At 39.3% G+C, this 15,606-nt stretch carries 26 protein-coding genes and 2 pseudogenes; 4 read left to right on the top strand and 24 right to left on the bottom strand.

All coding sequences use genetic code 11. The features are described from left to right. Window positions 1-23: 23 nt before the first annotated feature. The 12 genes and pseudogenes from FIU87_RS04735 to FIU87_RS04685 all read right to left on the bottom strand — a co-directional run bounded on the left by FIU87_RS04735 (window position 24) and on the right by FIU87_RS04685 (window position 6,492). The gene (locus tag FIU87_RS04735; protein WP_152443532.1) at window positions 24-614 is read right to left on the bottom strand and encodes a YdhK family protein; all 591 of its coding nucleotides are present in this window, start codon (window positions 612-614) and stop codon (window positions 24-26) included. Window positions 615-696: 82 nt separating this feature from the next. After that, entirely contained in the window at window positions 697-1,365 is a 669-nt protein-coding gene (locus tag FIU87_RS04730) for an SGNH/GDSL hydrolase family protein (protein ID WP_152443531.1), read from the bottom strand. A gap of 18 nt (window positions 1,366-1,383) precedes the next feature. Next, a complete protein-coding gene (locus tag FIU87_RS04725; RefSeq protein WP_152443530.1) occupies window positions 1,384-1,866 on the bottom strand; it encodes a hypothetical protein in 483 nt (160 codons plus the stop codon). Between the two features lie 102 nt (window positions 1,867-1,968). Then, window positions 1,969-2,358 (bottom strand): nucleoside 2-deoxyribosyltransferase, encoded by a 390-nt coding sequence (locus tag FIU87_RS04720; protein ID WP_152443529.1) that lies wholly within the window; start codon window positions 2,356-2,358, stop codon window positions 1,969-1,971. A 71-nt stretch (window positions 2,359-2,429) separates the two neighbouring features. Next, window positions 2,430-2,882: pseudogene (locus tag FIU87_RS04715) on the bottom strand (ASCH domain-containing protein). A gap of 68 nt (window positions 2,883-2,950) precedes the next feature. Then, window positions 2,951-3,169 (bottom strand): hypothetical protein, encoded by a 219-nt coding sequence (locus FIU87_RS04710; protein WP_152443528.1) that lies wholly within the window; start codon window positions 3,167-3,169, stop codon window positions 2,951-2,953. A gap of 7 nt (window positions 3,170-3,176) precedes the next feature. Beyond that, window positions 3,177-3,278 (bottom strand): annotated as a pseudogene (locus FIU87_RS21345) (ADP-ribose pyrophosphatase); the annotation flags it as partial. 78 nt (window positions 3,279-3,356) lie between these two features. Beyond that, window positions 3,357-3,857, bottom strand: coding sequence for a GNAT family N-acetyltransferase (locus FIU87_RS04705; protein ID WP_253905513.1), 501 nt, complete (start codon window positions 3,855-3,857; stop codon window positions 3,357-3,359). A gap of 14 nt (window positions 3,858-3,871) precedes the next feature. Further along, a complete protein-coding gene (locus FIU87_RS04700; RefSeq protein ID WP_152443527.1) occupies window positions 3,872-4,117 on the bottom strand; it encodes a hypothetical protein in 246 nt (81 codons plus the stop codon). Between the two features lie 31 nt (window positions 4,118-4,148). Continuing rightward, on the bottom strand, window positions 4,149-4,427 hold the full coding sequence (locus tag FIU87_RS04695; RefSeq protein ID WP_152443526.1) for a hypothetical protein: 279 nt from the start codon (window positions 4,425-4,427) through the stop codon (window positions 4,149-4,151). Window positions 4,428-4,434: 7 nt separating this feature from the next. Beyond that, complete coding sequence (locus tag FIU87_RS04690; RefSeq protein WP_152443525.1) at window positions 4,435-5,412, bottom strand: quinone oxidoreductase family protein; 978 nt, start codon at window positions 5,410-5,412, stop codon at window positions 4,435-4,437. A gap of 357 nt (window positions 5,413-5,769) precedes the next feature. Continuing rightward, window positions 5,770-6,492, bottom strand: coding sequence for a D-Ala-D-Ala carboxypeptidase family metallohydrolase (locus FIU87_RS04685; protein WP_152443524.1), 723 nt, complete (start codon window positions 6,490-6,492; stop codon window positions 5,770-5,772). Between the two features lie 265 nt (window positions 6,493-6,757). Here FIU87_RS04685 and FIU87_RS04680 point away from each other — a divergent pair, with 265 nt between their 5' ends. After that, window positions 6,758-7,306 (top strand): PadR family transcriptional regulator, encoded by a 549-nt coding sequence (locus FIU87_RS04680; RefSeq protein WP_152443523.1) that lies wholly within the window; start codon window positions 6,758-6,760, stop codon window positions 7,304-7,306. Continuing rightward, a complete protein-coding gene (locus FIU87_RS04675; protein ID WP_152443522.1) occupies window positions 7,306-7,785 on the top strand; it encodes a DUF4188 domain-containing protein in 480 nt (159 codons plus the stop codon). The genes FIU87_RS04680 and FIU87_RS04675 overlap by 1 nt, the downstream gene beginning before the upstream one ends. 412 nt (window positions 7,786-8,197) lie before the next feature. On the opposite strand, the gene FIU87_RS20930 is transcribed toward FIU87_RS04675, so the two are convergent. Genes FIU87_RS20930 through FIU87_RS04645 form a run of 7 tightly spaced genes read right to left on the bottom strand, consistent with a single transcriptional unit; the run spans window position 8,198 to window position 11,072 of the window. Beyond that, complete coding sequence (locus FIU87_RS20930) at window positions 8,198-8,362, bottom strand: hypothetical protein (protein WP_172970955.1); 165 nt, start codon at window positions 8,360-8,362, stop codon at window positions 8,198-8,200. A 34-nt stretch (window positions 8,363-8,396) separates the two neighbouring features. After that, the gene (locus FIU87_RS04670; protein ID WP_152443521.1) at window positions 8,397-9,128 is read right to left on the bottom strand and encodes a phosphotransferase family protein; all 732 of its coding nucleotides are present in this window, start codon (window positions 9,126-9,128) and stop codon (window positions 8,397-8,399) included. A 12-nt stretch (window positions 9,129-9,140) separates the two neighbouring features. Beyond that, a complete protein-coding gene (locus FIU87_RS04665; RefSeq protein ID WP_152443520.1) occupies window positions 9,141-9,341 on the bottom strand; it encodes a hypothetical protein in 201 nt (66 codons plus the stop codon). Window positions 9,342-9,388: 47 nt separating this feature from the next. After that, window positions 9,389-9,787, bottom strand: a complete 399-nt coding sequence (locus FIU87_RS04660; RefSeq protein ID WP_152443519.1) for an NUDIX hydrolase — start codon at window positions 9,785-9,787, stop codon at window positions 9,389-9,391. 32 nt (window positions 9,788-9,819) lie between these two features. Then, window positions 9,820-10,173: a cell division protein FtsK gene (locus FIU87_RS04655; protein WP_152443518.1), complete on the bottom strand. Its 354-nt coding sequence runs from the start codon at window positions 10,171-10,173 to the stop codon at window positions 9,820-9,822. Continuing rightward, complete coding sequence (locus FIU87_RS04650) at window positions 10,170-10,733, bottom strand: AAA family ATPase (protein WP_152443517.1); 564 nt, start codon at window positions 10,731-10,733, stop codon at window positions 10,170-10,172. Before FIU87_RS04650 ends, FIU87_RS04655 begins: the two co-directional genes overlap by 4 nt. Window positions 10,734-10,772: 39 nt before the next feature. Further along, window positions 10,773-11,072, bottom strand: coding sequence for a hypothetical protein (locus tag FIU87_RS04645; protein ID WP_216647548.1), 300 nt, complete (start codon window positions 11,070-11,072; stop codon window positions 10,773-10,775). A gap of 98 nt (window positions 11,073-11,170) precedes the next feature. On the opposite strand from FIU87_RS04645, the gene FIU87_RS04640 reads away from it, so the two are divergent. Further along, window positions 11,171-11,704: a GNAT family N-acetyltransferase gene (locus tag FIU87_RS04640; protein WP_152443515.1), complete on the top strand. Its 534-nt coding sequence runs from the start codon at window positions 11,171-11,173 to the stop codon at window positions 11,702-11,704. An 18-nt stretch (window positions 11,705-11,722) separates the two neighbouring features. Then, on the top strand, window positions 11,723-12,034 hold the full coding sequence (locus tag FIU87_RS04635) for a hypothetical protein (RefSeq protein WP_152443514.1): 312 nt from the start codon (window positions 11,723-11,725) through the stop codon (window positions 12,032-12,034). Between the two features lie 30 nt (window positions 12,035-12,064). On the opposite strand, the gene FIU87_RS04630 is transcribed toward FIU87_RS04635, so the two are convergent. The 5 genes from FIU87_RS04630 to FIU87_RS04610 all read right to left on the bottom strand — a co-directional run bounded on the left by FIU87_RS04630 (window position 12,065) and on the right by FIU87_RS04610 (window position 15,572). After that, entirely contained in the window at window positions 12,065-12,787 is a 723-nt protein-coding gene (locus tag FIU87_RS04630; RefSeq protein ID WP_253905569.1) for a S26 family signal peptidase, read from the bottom strand. Further along, window positions 12,784-13,332, bottom strand: coding sequence for a sigma-70 family RNA polymerase sigma factor (locus tag FIU87_RS04625; RefSeq protein WP_253905512.1), 549 nt, complete (start codon window positions 13,330-13,332; stop codon window positions 12,784-12,786). The genes FIU87_RS04630 and FIU87_RS04625 overlap by 4 nt, the downstream gene beginning before the upstream one ends. A gap of 162 nt (window positions 13,333-13,494) precedes the next feature. Further along, complete coding sequence (locus FIU87_RS04620; protein WP_152443511.1) at window positions 13,495-14,256, bottom strand: TerC family protein; 762 nt, start codon at window positions 14,254-14,256, stop codon at window positions 13,495-13,497. 346 nt (window positions 14,257-14,602) lie between these two features. Further along, window positions 14,603-15,175, bottom strand: coding sequence for a histidine phosphatase family protein (locus FIU87_RS04615; RefSeq protein WP_152443510.1), 573 nt, complete (start codon window positions 15,173-15,175; stop codon window positions 14,603-14,605). Between the two features lie 46 nt (window positions 15,176-15,221). Beyond that, window positions 15,222-15,572 carry a VOC family protein gene (locus FIU87_RS04610; RefSeq protein WP_152443509.1) on the bottom strand — a complete coding sequence of 117 codons (351 nt, stop codon included), beginning with the start codon at window positions 15,570-15,572 and terminating at the stop codon, window positions 15,222-15,224. Window positions 15,573-15,606 lie beyond the last annotated feature (34 nt).

Raw genomic sequence — 15,606 nt, 5'->3', positions numbered from 1 at the left:
CATCGCCCCAAGTTTTTTTTATCCTATTCTTTTTCAGAAAGCTCACTTTCGGTTACCCATTTATGGTTGGTCACTTCTTCCCCATTATCTGTTAGCGTGAAATCTACCATATAAACGGTTGTTTTTTCCATGGAATCAATGGTGGCAGTAGCACCTTTCATACCTTCCATGTGCGCTGCTTCTATCACCACTTCGTCACCAGGGTCATAAGGATTATCCTGGGCATCTTTCACTTCCTCATGAATGATCCATTTATGGTTCTCTACTTTTTCTCCACCTGTTGTAGGTTCATATGTCACCGTATAAACGTATGTGTCATAAGCACCAACAATGGTTGCCTCTGCACCTTCCATGCCTGGCATATGGGCGTCTGTAATCATTGCAGTACTTCCCACTTTAAACTTAGGGTTTTCCGCTTCCTTTAGCCCTTCTGGCACTTCACCAGAGCCTGACATATCCATGCCTTCATGTCCACCATGATCACCATGCTCTTCTTGCGAATCTTCTTTGGTTTGGTTTTGATTTGGCGCTGCACCATCATCATCTGCAGCACAACCTGATAACGTAATGGCAGTCGCTAATGTAAATGCACTAAAAAAATATCGTTTCTTCATTTTCTTACTCCTCCTTTTGAGTTCCATAAAAGCTAGTTTACCCAAAATTTTTGCAGAAAATATGGAGGAGGTTTAAGAGATTTTAAAACGAATCGATCACCTTTGCATATTCTTTAGCAACCAACTCCGCACCTTTACTGTTCAAATGGATGCCATCCATCGTCAGGTGTAGGCCACGCTCTGCTGCCAGACGGTCTACTCGCTTTGCACTCTTATAAAAGAAAACATCCTTTAAAAGAGTCATGACTCCGGTGCTCAAGTAATCCTTGGTTTGTAATGTCTCCAATCTCTTCATAAACGTCGCATGAAGATCAATAAAGGAAACATTTTTATGTTCTTTTGAAATCTCTTCTATAATCATCGACAGATTGAGAAGTCCTCTATTAGAAGGGTTAATAGTCTCCCCTATTAGGGCAGGAGTAACTACTACTACCTTTTTGGAAGACTTTAATATTAATTCTAATAGATTCTCATAGCACTCCTTAAATTCCTCTGAACTTCTTGTGATTGGCTGGGCTTGGACTTTCAATAACCGTGAATAAATATCATTAACTCCTATCCAGAGGAAAGCTATATCAAAATCCTGATCCATCGGGCTTTTCGTTAATCTCGTATGTAAGCTTTTTACCGTTTCCCCGGCTTTGCCAAGATTCACAAATCGAATTTCAGGGAATCTCTTTTTTAATATTTTCACAAAAGAAACTCCTGGTTTACCATCTGTGAGACTATCACCAATGCAGGCAATTTTCACTGTGGCTTCCTCCTTCCATTAAAGGCGATCTAATACTACAAACTTGAGAGCAGTCAACAAGATTAGAGCAGCGATTAAATTGCGCCATACGATAACTATTCTACCATTTTTCGGCTGCACCACACCCATTGCAATGACATTCCAAAACCATTTGTGATCAGACCATCTTTTCTTTATCTGAATATTTCCAGCTTCCTGCGCCTCTCGCTTTCTGTTTTCGTTACGAGCCCAGAGAAGAATGATCGCAATATCCAATATGGAAGCTAGTATAAGTATAGGTGCTGCAATATGATTTGGTACATCCCATAATGGTTCTTTCTTTGCCTTCTCTTCGTTTCTTTTCTCCGTGTGTGCCAAACTCTCTTGAAAGGATTTAGTGAATTCTTCTTTGCTACCCTTTCCAGTCAAATCCGTGGATGAAGAAAAAAAGATTAACGCCAACATTAAGATTAAGTAACCCCCGAAAAAGTAAAATAAGAACTTTCTTGATTGAATCTCCAACTTCATCCCCTCTTTCCATAGTTAGAAATTATCTTTATATCCTTATTTTACTAAATGTTACCGGTCAAATTTATTAGACATGTGTCAGAATGATGGCTGGAATCATTTATGTAATGCTACTCGCTCCACCAACTCTTCTTTCGAACCTACGATTTTTTCAACGTTATTTAGATGATAAAACGTACTTGTAGTTTCCACGTTATTCATTTCATCATTATCGGCGTACAGATAGATTTTCTTCCCTTGTCCAAGTGCGACTCCAAACTCGATATGACTACCTTTTCCAGCTGGTAACATCACAATGATAAAATCTGCTTCCAAGACTGCTGAAAGTTCTTCTTCGCCAATCAGCTTCAAGTCTTCCAAGGTTTCCACCCGTTCATTTTGAGTCCAATCATAGGTTTGGGTGAAGCCCTTCATACTTAGATGATTGCTAACTTCACGCACAGCATTTTTATTTTTCAAACTGGATGCTATGTAAAATTTGGTCATTTTTTTCTCTCCTGTTCATGTTTGATTTTGCACATAAAAACGCTTGGATACAATCCCAAGCGTTTTCTCCATTATTTTTTAGCATGCACTAACTCAAAACGCTCACATACCAATAACATATCTTCCGAGTATTCAAGCCCTAAATCTTTTAATTCTTTTGTGAAGAATTTTTCATGAGCTTCTTTCCAATAACGATACGTTCTGTCCCCTTCACCCTCAGCGATAGCAAATTCCTCCGAAACCTCATTCATCGGCAATACATTCACTTCTGTAGTTTTAATAATTGCTAAAGGTTCATCTTTACTATTTAAGATAATACTGTAATCTTCCACAGTAGGCAAAGGTTCGTTTTCGATTTCATAGAAAATATGCCCAGAACAAGTAGCTGTTTTCACACCATCAATTACTTATTGAGCCAATTGGTCTGGTTTAGCTCCAAACTGCCAAGCACTTACACTTCCTGGCGCATCTTGCCCCTTAGAATCCCAAAATTTTTCCCAGTAGTTCTGCGATGCTTCATTCATAAAACTCTCTCCTTAAACAAGTATATAGGCTAACTATTAAAAATAAATTATAACATCCCCTATTGTTTTTACTTCACCAAATGAACCACGAGTTCCTCATACCAAATTCCATCCTGTTCATAATGATTCAAGAAAAAGGCATCAAAGGTATAGGAGTCATTCTCAAAATGAATGCTGTTGGATCTTTCAATTGCCATCATTAATCCGCTGAGGTCTGTTGTGTGTGTTTCATAGATTAGTTCACCTTCATAAAAGTATTTGACATCCATCATATCAATCCTTATCAATAAATAGTTAAAACTCTATGTAGAAAGGATGCATTGTTTCATCTAAACAATACTCAATCCCCTTGTTAAAATTTTTGAAGTTAACCATCTTCAATGCTTCGTCAATTGGACTTCATTTTTTTCATTCAATACAATCGCTGCAGCAGAGATAATATGCCTTGGAGTTACTCTTTCCGTTTGTATCATTCTACCATTCCCCCCCTTTAAATCTGTATTGTATTAGCTGACCTTCACTCCCCTTGTACATCTCCCTACCAATTCTGCTAACCTCAACGAACCCTAGTTTGTTCAGCATCTTTTTTGAGCGGATATTCTCCTCATGAGTTTCCGCTTCAAACACATAAATACCTAGTATTTCTTTTGCATAGTCCATGAACTGCTCAAGGGATTTTGTTCCTATTCCACTACCCCAAAGTTTGCTCTCGCCGATTGCTATACCAATCTCCGCGGTATTATCTTTAATATTGGCTAAGTCAGCATATCCTATTAATCTCGAATTATATTCAATTCCCATTCTTACAAAATCCCTAGAGTTGTTCTGAACACAACGAAGCCACCATGAATAGAGCTCATCCTCGCTTCTCCTGATTCCCCAACCATTTGCAATACAAAACCGATCATCCTTGCTCCACATGGAAACGTATGAATAATCCTCCAAATCAATTGCTCTTATTGTTGGAACCCCCACACCATCACCACTTTTTATAGACTTCTATCTGTATTTCGCTCATTCCCACGCTTAAAGTTTCCAGTAACTTTAGCCATGATTAACTGCATTTCTTTTTCCCCGGTTGCAAAATCCATTTTCTCTAGAAATTTAGTGGCTTCTTTTCCCTTTAAAATTTTCACCTGTCTTCCTTCATATTCAAGGAAAACGGTGCTATCTTTTGATGTTCTATAGCTAAAGGGAGATTCGTCCAGCCTGTTTCTTTTATCTATATTTGTCATTTTTTTATCCTTTCTGGTACAAGTTTCAGCGCTAAAGGTTTTCCCCTGTCACCTTTTTATAAATTCCTGCAAATAATATGCCAATTCCCACTAGAAACAGTACCGGGAACAATACTATCAAAATTCCCATTGCAGCAAAACCATTCTCTACTTCTGTTCCATAAAGAATAGCAATGATCCATGAAAAGAAAGGAGCAACCGAAAACATCGTTACTAAACCCCAGATAATCAGCTTTTTCTCGTTGTATATTCGACTTAAAAAAACGCCAAGTAATAAGGATAAACATAAAGCAATAATGGCAAACATCATAGGCTGGCTACTCTCCTACATTTATAATAATTTTCCCTTTATTCTTCCTACCTTCCATTAACAGATGTGCTTGGGCAATATCTTCAAGTGCAAATTCATGACCTATTTTCATTTTCAATTGTTTGTTAGCTAAAAGAGGCAATACCTTAGAAGCAGTTTCCTGTAAGAGCTGCGGGCGAAGCTTTCTCGTCGTTCCAAGACTGAAACCCAATACAGATCGGCAGCTTGAATGCAAATCTACTGTTGTTATCTCTCCAACCTTGCCGCTAGAATTTCCGAAATGAACCAATCTCCCATATGGGGCCAAACAGTTCATACTGTTTTCTGTCACTTCCCCTGAAACTGAATCGAGGATAATATCCACTCCATTACCAGCTGTCCATTCATTCGTCTTTTCTGCAAAATCTTCCTCTTCATAGCAAATCACATAATCAGCGCCACTTTCCTCTGCCATCTTTATTTTCTCATAGCTACCAACGGTTCCAATGATTTTACCTGCTCCCATAAGCCTTGCCAGTTGAATGGCAGTTGTCCCCACTCCACCTGCCGCAGCATGAACAAGAACCGATTCGCCTTCTTTGATTTGTGCAACATTGTAGAGCAGTCGATGTGCCAAAAAGGAAACAATGGGACAAGCTGCTGCGGTTAGAAAATCCAGTTCATCTGGAATCGGAAATACAAGGAGGGAAGATGCAACTACATATTCTGCATACGATCCGTTCTTCGGAAAGGCAATAACCCGTTGCCCCTTTTTCAATCTCGTCACATCTTTGCCTGTTTCTTCAATGTAACCTGTGGCATCCAAACCCGGGATAAATGGCAGTGCTGTTCCTTTTTTGCCATACCTAGATTTAATATCTGCATAGTTGACACTTGTCTTTATAACTCTAATTAAAACCTCATCAGCCTTAATTTTTGGAATATCTATTTCTTTCAGCTTAAGAAACTCAGTTCCTCCAAAGTCTGTCACCATCATCGCCTTCATCTATCTTCATCCTTTCAACATTCTAAAGTTGTCATTTCCACTTTAAGTAATTCCATATAGTGGATGAATTGTCCTTCTAACAAGAGGATATTTGTAGCGTCTTCATAAAAGGCTGTTTTCGTAAATTTTGTTGCTCCTGCGCATAGTTAAGCAAAACGTGATAGACGTTGCTGTCGTGCTCTTTTCGAGGAGGAAGCTTTAAATATAAAGCAACTTTTCTTCGAATAATGACTGGAAAAAGTCTTAAAGCCGACTTTTTCCTAGTTTATAGCAACAATCATTTACAAAAGAACTTCATAAAAAAACACTCCCACTCGTACAATGAGTGAAAGTGCAATTTAGCTGTCATCTATCTATTTAGTCCCACCACCAGAACTGTGCTCCGTATGCGTATTCTACACGACTGTCCATGTGCGTGAAGCTGCCTTCACTGTAAATGCCGCTGAATCCTGAGCTTTTTGCTGCATTTTGCACGGTATTATTGCTCACACCGGACACACTGATATCGGCTGCAATTCCGTAAGTATGCTGACTATTTGATGTTCCGCCAACATTGCGGTTGTGAGAGATGCTTCTAAACCCAGAATTAATGTTGATGGCACGATTCCCGAGCTTTACACGAACTGCCTCAAGCTTGTACATCGTGCGACGAACATTTTCTTTAACAGTCGCTGCAGAGACATTGCCTCCATTAAACTGACTGCCATCTTTAGAATAAAATTCACTATAGCTAAAATGTTTCGTACCATTTGCTGATTCCAAGTCGTTTAATTTTGCTTGTGTTTGTGGACCTACTACGCCATCTGCTGAAAGTCCGTAAGCCCGTTGAAATCTGATAACTGCTGCCTTTGTTCCAGGTCCAAACTCACCATCCACAGACACCACTGTTTGTTGTGGGGAATCTGCAGCCCATCCAGCAACACGAATCTGCAACTCCCTAACATCGGCACCGCTTGATCCTTCACTTAATGTTCTCGTCCAGTTATAAGCGGACACTTCTTCAGCAGAAACTAATGACAATACCATTCCAAGCATAAGCGTAAAACTGAATACCAAAAAACCACGATACATTTTGATCATGCAAACATCTCTCCCAACCACAATTATTTTTCAATAAAAAACAGCAGCGACTACTTTTACATTTAGGAGATTAATAGATTACTAGATTACTTGAAAATCCACTCCTTCATTTAAAAATTCTATGTAATTCTGGAAGCACAATTGTAGAATACAATATTTTAATAAACTAAAGGGCGAATATTCCTAGAAGAATCAGAAAATATTGACTTCGGTTGCTTGATATATCATAATGATATATATCAAAAAGATATAAGTAGGTGCTTTCATGTCTAAGGAAAATACACAATATGCAATCCTTGGTCTTCTTACTACTGGCTGCAACACAGGATATACCATTAAACAAATGATGGACGGCAGCTTAAATCACTTTTGGAAAATTAGCTACGGACAAATTTATCCCCTTTTAAAACAGCTTGTCGATAAGGGCTACGCTTCTGTCAGTCATACCATTCAAGAAGGAAAACCAGATAAGAAGGAATATAAAATCACCAAAGCTGGAGAAATTGCTTTACGTGATTGGTTGGAGAAACCGGTAGAAGAACTTGAAACAATCAAAAATGAGCTTTTACTAAAGTTGTTTTTTAGTCGTCACCAAGACAGAAGAAACACTATTGAAAATGTCTCTAAGTACAAAGAAAAACTAACGGCCCGTTACCAAACATACGAGACAATTAAACATAATTTAAGTGAACACCACAAAGATCATGTCGATGCCATCTATTGGATTATCACTTTAGATTATGGGATAGCTACTACAGAAGCAGCCATGAAGTGGTGTGAGGAAACAATAAGGAAGCTAAAGGAGGAAGAATAATGGGGGAAACGGTTTTTCCAGGACGCTATACGTTAAAGGAAAACAAAGAAGACCTTGTTGTATTCATCATTGGAATGAGAATAAACAAGTGGTGGGCTGTTCACAAATGGCTGCCTGTGCTTCTCGCCATGCCGCCTATGATCAAAGAGCTTTATAAGAACAAAGAGCTAGGCTGCCTTTCGATGGAAAACTTCTTGAGACCCCGCACTTCATTGTTGATTCAATATTGGCAATCCGAGGAACATCTGCTTGCTTATGCAAAAGGCCACAAACACTTAAAGGCATGGGCTGATTTTAACCAAAAGGTAGGAAATAACGATGCTGTCGGAATTTATCATGAAACCTATATCGTGGCTGGTGGAAACTATGAAACAATTTATGGCAACATGCCGAAGTTTGGGCTTGGAAGAGCACTTGGTACCGTTCCAATTACTTCTGCCACGAAAACTGCAGAGAAACGGTTGAAGAAGACCTTATGAGGATATGTTAAGGGGGACATTTTCGTCCCCTTTTATGACGGGGAAATTAACACTTAATCGACGCCCTCAAGGCCTTATTTCATCACTCAGCGCAAATTTTGTCCGTGTTTGGACTCTTCAAGACCTATTTTTATCACTCAGCACAAATTTTGTCCGTGTTTGGACTCTTCAAGACCTCTTTTCACCGCTGAGCGCAAATCTTGTCCGTGATTGGACTCTTCAAGACCTCTTTTCACCACTCAGCGCAAATTTTGTCCGTGATTGGACTCTTCAAGACCTCTTTTCACCACTCAGCGCAAATTTTGTCCGTGATGGACCTTCTTAAGACCTCTTTTCACTGCTAGAAGTAAATAATGTCTCAGATAATAGCCATAGAAGGTATTATTGATACATAATCATCAAAAATTCAGGTTTAACTTTTATCCGTCACCCTCATCGCTACCCAAAGGAGAATTCCAATAACAAGGCTAAACCCCATCTGTAGTACTGATTTCTGTCCCATTTGCTCTCCCATATTTAGTGTGACAAGCAGGAACACTATCGCAAAGATAATGACAAAACCAAAAATCTTAAACATAATGCTCCCCTTCCATACTGCTTGTGCATTCTCTCTAACAATTTTCCTGCACAATGCTCAATAGACGTTCCTGACTCTCCGTCTGCACGTTCTCTGCCAACCTTGCCGCTGCAATTATTGGTGCCCATTCAAAGATAGCTTCTTTTGTTAGTCCGCTCTTCTGGCAGTAAAGGCTAATATACATCTCCGCCAAGTCTACGGAAACCTGTGAATATAAAAGATAGGAACGATACACATCTGCACGGATATCTCCTAAGGTTGCGTCCACCCAATCGATTATGTAGATACGTTCTTTCGATTTAATTAGATTATGTAAATGAAAATCACCATGACAAAGCTTAGGCTTATAGGTCATCGTTGACAGCTTAGCTATTAGCTTGGACTTAGTAACTGAATCAAGACTGTCTGCCATGGCAATTTGCCGCTGTAGTTTATCTTTCATAGATTCCAAGTTATTTGGATTCTTATGATGAATCTCCCTTTGCACATTTACCGATAACTCCAAATAATAACTTGCCTGATTCATGTCCGCCAGTGCAAGCTGTCCCACTGTTTGTCCGTTCACATATTCCATTACCAAAGCATTGTCGATGACCTCTAAAATTTTTGGAACAGACAGACCACATTCATAAGCAGCCATTTGTTTACTAGCTTCATAGGAAGATGCTGTTTCAGGAATATGGTTATGATAAATTTTAATCGCAGTATTATTTTTCAAATAAATATTCGCAGTATTACCTGCTGCAAAAGGGGTTCCAAGCTTCATATTTGATTCTCCTTAATTCAGGCTACCACTGTCTCCTCCACCACTATCACCATATTGCTGGTTGTTTAGCTGATACATGTTCGTTTCTGCTTCCATGTTATGGTTCCCTTTATTTGCATCAAGTGGAGAATTCCAGCCCTTATTCTTCTTTTCGGTTATAACAGCAATAATGATTAGGATTAAAATCGGAATTATCACGTAAAGCCAGATCATTTGAACTCCCCCTTTACATAGTATGGTTCTTCATTTAATACTACGATTTATATCGAGGGAAGTTTCAGCAATATTCTAACTATTTTATCTGGTCTAACATCCAAATTAGCCAGATCCTCTAGTTTTATCCAACACGGGGTATACGAACCTCTCTCACTAGACGTAGAATGATACTCCTCACCATGTCCTGTTCCAAAGGTACCTGCTAATACTTCAGCTTCAAAATAATATTGGATGCCATGGAATAGAACCTTTGCTAAACATTCCTTAACTTTTACATTTAGTCCTAGCTCCTCATACGCCTCTCTGACTGCCGCTTCTTCTGGTGACTCCCCTTCTTCGATTCCTCCACCTGGGAACACATAATATACGGAATCCTTTACCACTCTTTTTATTAAACATACCTGTTCATCTTTTACAATCACTACAGCTGCTCGATTTCTCATGTTTTTGACTCCTTCTTTTTGCATCACCATACTTAACGCAAGTGATGTTCATGTAGCATCTCATTTATGTTCATCCATAAACCAATGAAGCTCAACCCCAACCCGATGTAAAATGTCCACGGATTATCTTCTCTGTTTTTATCAAAGGTTCCAAACGAAATAAGAAACAAAATAATGGTGGTTACAGGTATGGTTAATGAAACCGGCCCAAAAGTAAAGGACGCGCCACCTAGTATGAGCACAACCAAGCCAAATGGATTTTGTCTTTTTATTGTGGAAAGGTGTTCAGCCTCTTCTTCTGTTAGCCCTTTGTTGCTCCCTTTTAGTAAGGCGTGTTTCAGTAAATGCATGTAGAGCAATGTACTTATCCATCGAAACACTTTCATTTATCCTTCTCCAACCTCCTCTCCAACTCCACAATTTCAGAGATAACCGCTTCATACTCATCTCCCATTATCTCAAACAGATAGTCTGTTTCCTCTGGTAAAGGGTCCTCTGCTGCCTCTGCCTGTTGTCTTTTCAGCACTTCTTCAAAGCTTACATACGGTCCTCGGAAAATATTCGTAGTTCGCTCACTATTCCTTACTCGCTCAAGTAGCACATCATCCCGAATGTCAAAATGAACGATAACACGCATAAATTTGTCTCTCGGAAAAAACTTTTCAAAAACAGCTTGCCTGCCTTTCCTACTTCGGTTGGCATTGCAAAGAATGAGGTGAGCGTTTGTGTGTTCAATCGTGTAGCTAACAATCAACTCTGATATCGCATGTTTAAGCGTATTTGGTCCGTATGAGGGCTGTAGTTTCTTATAATGTTTATTAATAAATTCAGCGTGATTATCTTGATCCATTACCACCGAATCCGTCATCGCTTGCTCCAACCTTTTCGCAAAGGTGGTTTTTCCACTATGTGTTTTACCGACCGTCATCATAACTAATCTTTTCATAAAAATTACTCCAATCAACATATAGAAAGAGCGATTCCCTTAAGGTAATCGCTCCACGTTTATTTTTTGCCATAAAAAATAGGAAATGGAAAAGGTAATGACAAATAACAGTAAGAAACAACTACCTAGGATCATTGGAATAACAGTAAATGCCTGAATTAATTCATTGGATGTTGACCAAGAAGAGGCATTTGCCGGTCTTGAGACTGTGCTGGCAAACTCATGCCCATTACCACTTATAATTAGTAGCAAACATCCTAGCAAAAAAAATCCAACAGGAAAACTAAATGATTTAACGATACTTTTGTTCAAGGTCATCATCCCTGCCTTATCTAACAAATTTTTCCTTACTCTCTTCTACAAAAACCATCTTATTCCTTCATTCACCATGAAATTTTTGGTATAATTTTCAGATTAGGGTATAGGTGGGATGTTAAATGGAAATCTCAATCAGACAAGAACGCTTAAAGGAATATTCCATTACAGAAGAAGTCGTAAGAAGAGCTTTTTCACACGAAAAGTTTAGCGATAAACAAGAGCATTTTCTTGTGAGTAGGATTAGAAAATCAGGTGAATTCATCCCAGAACTTTCCTTGGTAGCTGTAACTCCAAACTCGGAAATCGTCGGCCATATTCTTCTATCAAAAATAAAGATTGTAGATGTGGAACAGGAGATTGAATCTCTAGCTATGGCACCTGTTTCTGTGATACCAGAGTTTCAACACCAAGGAATTGGCAGCAGATTGATTCATACCTCTTTACACAGAGCAAAAGAGCTTGGCCACTCTTCTGTTATCGTATTAGGGCACCAAGATTATTATCCGAAGTTTGGCTTTAAGCCTGCTAGCCTGTGGAATATAAAAGCTCCTTTTGACATACCTGATGAACTGTTTATGGCACTGGAGTTACAAAAAAATTCACTACAGCATGTGCAAGGGGTGGTACAGTATCCCCGTGCATTTACTACATAGTAGCGAGGGGAGATACTATTGAAAACAACTCTACAACAAACAGAAACTCAAGTAGAAAAACAAGGAAGTATAAAACTAGTGATGAACTTGATTGGGTTGCTCATCTTTGGAGGTACCGCTCTTACAGCACTAACGAATGCTGCCTACCAAAGCACAACTTTCAAGTTCTACTTATCCCTTGTTGGAGGTGCAGCGGTTTATTATTTGCTAATATATGTGTTCTTCCTAGAACAAGGGTGGCGTAAAGTATTTTTTATTATTTTATTTTCCCTCGGCTGTGCTTCAATAGGGATGGTTTTTTATCTCGCAATCAATGGACCTCTACATTAAAACGACCAGCGCTTTGTCTGGTCGTTTTTCTTATTTGCTTCTAATTCCTACCACTTTTCCGATGATCTGCTCTTTGGAAATTAACCCATGAGTCCCTCGCATCCAATCGTCACTCATTCCGTAAAAGTGGTTTTTCCCAACTTCAATTTCAGGCATATTGGTTTCAAAGAGCTCCATCATTCCCTCTCTGTTATATTGCATTGTTAACTTATCCATCGCAGGAAAATACGCTTCTTTATCCAGCCCGAGACGGTGTGCTTTTCCATAGAAGGTATCCAGTCGTTTGTTATCAATATAAACCTGCCCGCTCATTACTTCCAAGATTTCTCCCTCAAGTCCAACGATTCTAGTCAGCCATTCCATACCATCCTTCCCTTTGTAATACACAATATCTCCTCGGGAGAAATCTTTAACGCGCGTATCCACAACCACTAGCTCATCATAAAAATCATGATTGCCCCTGTCCATATTGTCAGAAAGATAATGCTCAAGTTCCATGCCCTCTACCAAATCATCAATTTCTGGTATGTCTACTGAGGTAGTTGGATCCGTTATGGATTTCTCTCCACTCATGGAAGAGAAAACCAATACTGTTAAGATGGATGCCGCTATCACGCTTGCAAGATAAAGCTTGATTGGGGTACGTTTCTTTTTGTACGGCCTTCCTAACCCTTCAAGAAATCGTGACTTATCCCTATCTGTAACGGTAATGTCCGCTAGCACCGTATCCTCCAATACTTTTTTCAGCTTCACTCCCAATGGTAGTCACCACCCTTCAGCATTTCCTTCAAGCTTGTTCTTGCCCTGTACAGCCTTGTTTTAACTGTACTTTCGTTGAGGTCTAGCAGCTTGCTAATTTCCCAAATACTTAATTCCTGATAATAATATAAGATAATAACTTCTCTTAGTTTTAGGGGCAGTCCAAAAACCGCTATTCTAAGCTCTGCCCCAGTTTCATTCCCTATCGCCAGTAATTCAGGAGTACGCACGTCTACTAAATGCTCTCCAACATCTTTTCTACTAAAAATATTTCTAAAGCTCCACCTTCTAGCATGATCTCGACACTTGTTAACGGTAATCCGTATCAGCCAGGTTTTATAGGTACACTCCCCTCGAAAAGTGTCAAAGCTGTTGTAGCATGAAATAAAAACATCCTGTAGTATATCCTCTGCTTTACTGACATCCTTTACATAAAGAAAGGCTGTCCTTTTCACATCAATTGCATATTGTTCAAACAGCTGCTCCATAAGAGCATTCCTGTTTACGGCAGTAAAAATATTTTCTTCACGTTCTCCCACACACATCACCTCTTTAAGCCTTTCAAACCTATAGACGCAACTAGAGGCTTGAGGTTCCCTAAAATTTCACAATGACCAATACAAGTTAAAAATATTCGACAACCGCCGGCATAAACCTTTTGCATCCAATAGAAAAGACGCTAACCTCAACAGGTTAACGCCCTAACTTAACGCCTCTTCTTCTTTTACTTTTGAAAAGAACCACCCACCTGCCGCTATCAATAACAACACCACATAAAAAGTGATCTTCCACTCTGTTGACTTCGGAAACCCTTCAGGCAAAATACCGAGTTCAGGGTGTGCCATTGTGTAGACAAGGAGCTTCACTCCGACCCATCCTACAATTAAAAAGGCCGCAATTTCCAAACCTGGTCTCTGCTTTAGCAATTTGACAAACAAATTCGCCGCAAACCGCATAATGATAAGTCCAATTAATCCCCCTGCAAATATAACGAGAAATTTCCCGCCATCCAATCCTCCGATGGTTGGTAATGGCGTGGAAGGTAAGGTTACAGCAAGAGCAACAGCTGCGAGGATAGAGTCAACGGCAAACGCGATATCTGCAAGCTCTACTTTAAACACCGTACCCCAAAAACCAGCCCTGTTGTTTTCCTTTTTCTTCACCTTTTTCTTTTTCCAAACATATTTTCTTAAAATATGGTTTAAAGAAATAAATAGGAGATAGAGGGCTCCGATGGCTTGAACCTGCCAGACATCCACTAAAAATGAAATAGCAAACAATGATCCAAATCGAAACACAAACGCACCTGCTAATCCATAAAACAACGCTTTTTTCCGCTGTTTTTCAGGGAGGTGCTTCACCATAATTGCCAACACGAGAGCATTATCGGCTGCAAGTAACCCCTCAAGTGCAACAAGCAACAACAGCACCCAAGCATATTCTAATAAAATGGAAACATCCATGAAAAATCCTCCTAAAAGCTAACGTGCTTGATACTTAGAATATGCAAAAACGAAAGCTTTTAGTTAGAAAAAAGTTTGGAAATATACATCTGATGAGAAGCACTTCACTCGTGGCATTCTATGGATTCAATGGTATTTTCAAACCGGCTTCTGAAATTTACATGGGTATATTTCGTTTTATTTGCGACTATTTGATTTTTTTTGCGCTATATCATTTATTTTTGCGCTATTTGGTTTTTATTTGCGCCTTTTACTAATATAAAGGCCATTCGACACATAACGACTATATTCGTACGCTGCGCGGCACAACTAACCCACACTGCCCTCAAGATTGTATAATTTCAGCCTAAATCAAGCTTTCCTGGCGGCTCCATAATCTTTCGGAACAAATAAATCTTTTCTCTTCAAACGTCAATTTATATATATCCGGCATATCGAGCTTTTCCCAAAAAGCAAAATCAAAGGTTGAGTCATAATAGTTCATAATAAGAGCCATGATGTTGCCGTGAGAACCGATGACAACATTTTTCCCTTTGTATTTTTCAAGAACTTGTTCAATGACCAAAATCCCTCTTTGCTGTGCAGTGTGGTTTGATTCCCCACCCTCCCAAGCAAAATTAGGCTCCTGCCACACTTTTGTGATAGCCTCAGAAAAATTAGCAACTGCCCCTCCAGCCAAAGTCCGCTCTCTAAGGTCTTCCATTACCTCTATTTCTAGCCCAAAGTGTTCTGCTACTGCTTGAATAGTTTGAATGGCGCGCATGTAAGGGCTAGATAGAACCACATCAATCGTTTCTCGCTTTAGTACTTCTGTTACTTGGATTGTATCAAGCATTCCCATTTCCGATAAAGGTCTCGCTAACTCGTCTGGGGTGTATACGGAATGAGCATGCCTTACAAAATATAAATTTGTACCCAATCTTTTCACTCCTACCTACGCATAAAGAAGCCCTCAAATATTTGAGTTATTTTTCCCACAGCTCAATCTTTCTACCTTCTGGATCCTCAATCCAGATGAACTTTCCATATTCACTAACCTCTAGCTCTTTGATGAGCGGGATATCAAGCTGTTTAAGATGATTCATACTGTCTTCAATAGACTCCACTTGAAAATTCAACATCACCTGTTGTTCGTTTGGAAAGTAATCACTTGCTTCGGTAAATAGAGAAAAGATCGTCATGTTGCCCTCTTTTGGTGTTATAACTGCTCCACCCCAGTCCTGCATATCAAGGTTTAATACTCGTTTGTACCATTCTTTCAATACATCAACATTTCGACTTCGATAAAAAATACCGCCAATACCTTTAATCTCCATTTCATTCACCTCTTTACCCTTTTAATTCGACAAC

The organism is Bacillus sp. THAF10 (genome assembly GCF_009363695.1).
Lineage (GTDB): Bacteria > Bacillota > Bacilli > Bacillales > Bacillaceae_I > Sutcliffiella_A.
The sequence above is the reverse complement of the archived record's forward strand: the minus strand, read 5'-3'. Positions and strand labels throughout refer to the sequence as shown.

What these genes read in the sequence shown, in the direction of transcription:
- FIU87_RS04735 (WP_152443532.1), bottom strand. Translation starts at nt 614, where the DNA reads ATGAAGAAACGATATTTTTTTAGTGCATTTACATTAGCGACTGCCATT.
- FIU87_RS04720 (WP_152443529.1), bottom strand. Translation starts at nt 2,358, where the DNA reads ATGACCAAATTTTACATAGCATCCAGTTTGAAAAATAAAAATGCTGTG.
- FIU87_RS04700 (WP_152443527.1), bottom strand. Translation starts at nt 4,117, where the DNA reads ATGACAAATATAGATAAAAGAAACAGGCTGGACGAATCTCCCTTTAGC.
- FIU87_RS04695 (WP_152443526.1), bottom strand. Translation starts at nt 4,427, where the DNA reads ATGATGTTTGCCATTATTGCTTTATGTTTATCCTTATTACTTGGCGTT.
- FIU87_RS04690 (WP_152443525.1), bottom strand. Translation starts at nt 5,412, where the DNA reads ATGAAGGCGATGATGGTGACAGACTTTGGAGGAACTGAGTTTCTTAAG.
- FIU87_RS04685 (WP_152443524.1), bottom strand. Translation starts at nt 6,492, where the DNA reads ATGATCAAAATGTATCGTGGTTTTTTGGTATTCAGTTTTACGCTTATG.
- FIU87_RS04680 (WP_152443523.1), top strand. Translation starts at nt 6,758, where the DNA reads ATGTCTAAGGAAAATACACAATATGCAATCCTTGGTCTTCTTACTACT.
- FIU87_RS04675 (WP_152443522.1), top strand. Translation starts at nt 7,306, where the DNA reads ATGGGGGAAACGGTTTTTCCAGGACGCTATACGTTAAAGGAAAACAAA.
- FIU87_RS20930 (WP_172970955.1), bottom strand. Translation starts at nt 8,362, where the DNA reads ATGTTTAAGATTTTTGGTTTTGTCATTATCTTTGCGATAGTGTTCCTG.
- FIU87_RS04670 (WP_152443521.1), bottom strand. Translation starts at nt 9,128, where the DNA reads ATGAAGCTTGGAACCCCTTTTGCAGCAGGTAATACTGCGAATATTTAT.
- FIU87_RS04665 (WP_152443520.1), bottom strand. Translation starts at nt 9,341, where the DNA reads ATGATCTGGCTTTACGTGATAATTCCGATTTTAATCCTAATCATTATT.
- FIU87_RS04660 (WP_152443519.1), bottom strand. Translation starts at nt 9,787, where the DNA reads ATGAGAAATCGAGCAGCTGTAGTGATTGTAAAAGATGAACAGGTATGT.
- FIU87_RS04655 (WP_152443518.1), bottom strand. Translation starts at nt 10,173, where the DNA reads ATGAAAGTGTTTCGATGGATAAGTACATTGCTCTACATGCATTTACTG.
- FIU87_RS04650 (WP_152443517.1), bottom strand. Translation starts at nt 10,733, where the DNA reads ATGAAAAGATTAGTTATGATGACGGTCGGTAAAACACATAGTGGAAAA.
- FIU87_RS04640 (WP_152443515.1), top strand. Translation starts at nt 11,171, where the DNA reads ATGGAAATCTCAATCAGACAAGAACGCTTAAAGGAATATTCCATTACA.
- FIU87_RS04620 (WP_152443511.1), bottom strand. Translation starts at nt 14,256, where the DNA reads ATGGATGTTTCCATTTTATTAGAATATGCTTGGGTGCTGTTGTTGCTT.
- FIU87_RS04610 (WP_152443509.1), bottom strand. Translation starts at nt 15,572, where the DNA reads ATGGAGATTAAAGGTATTGGCGGTATTTTTTATCGAAGTCGAAATGTT.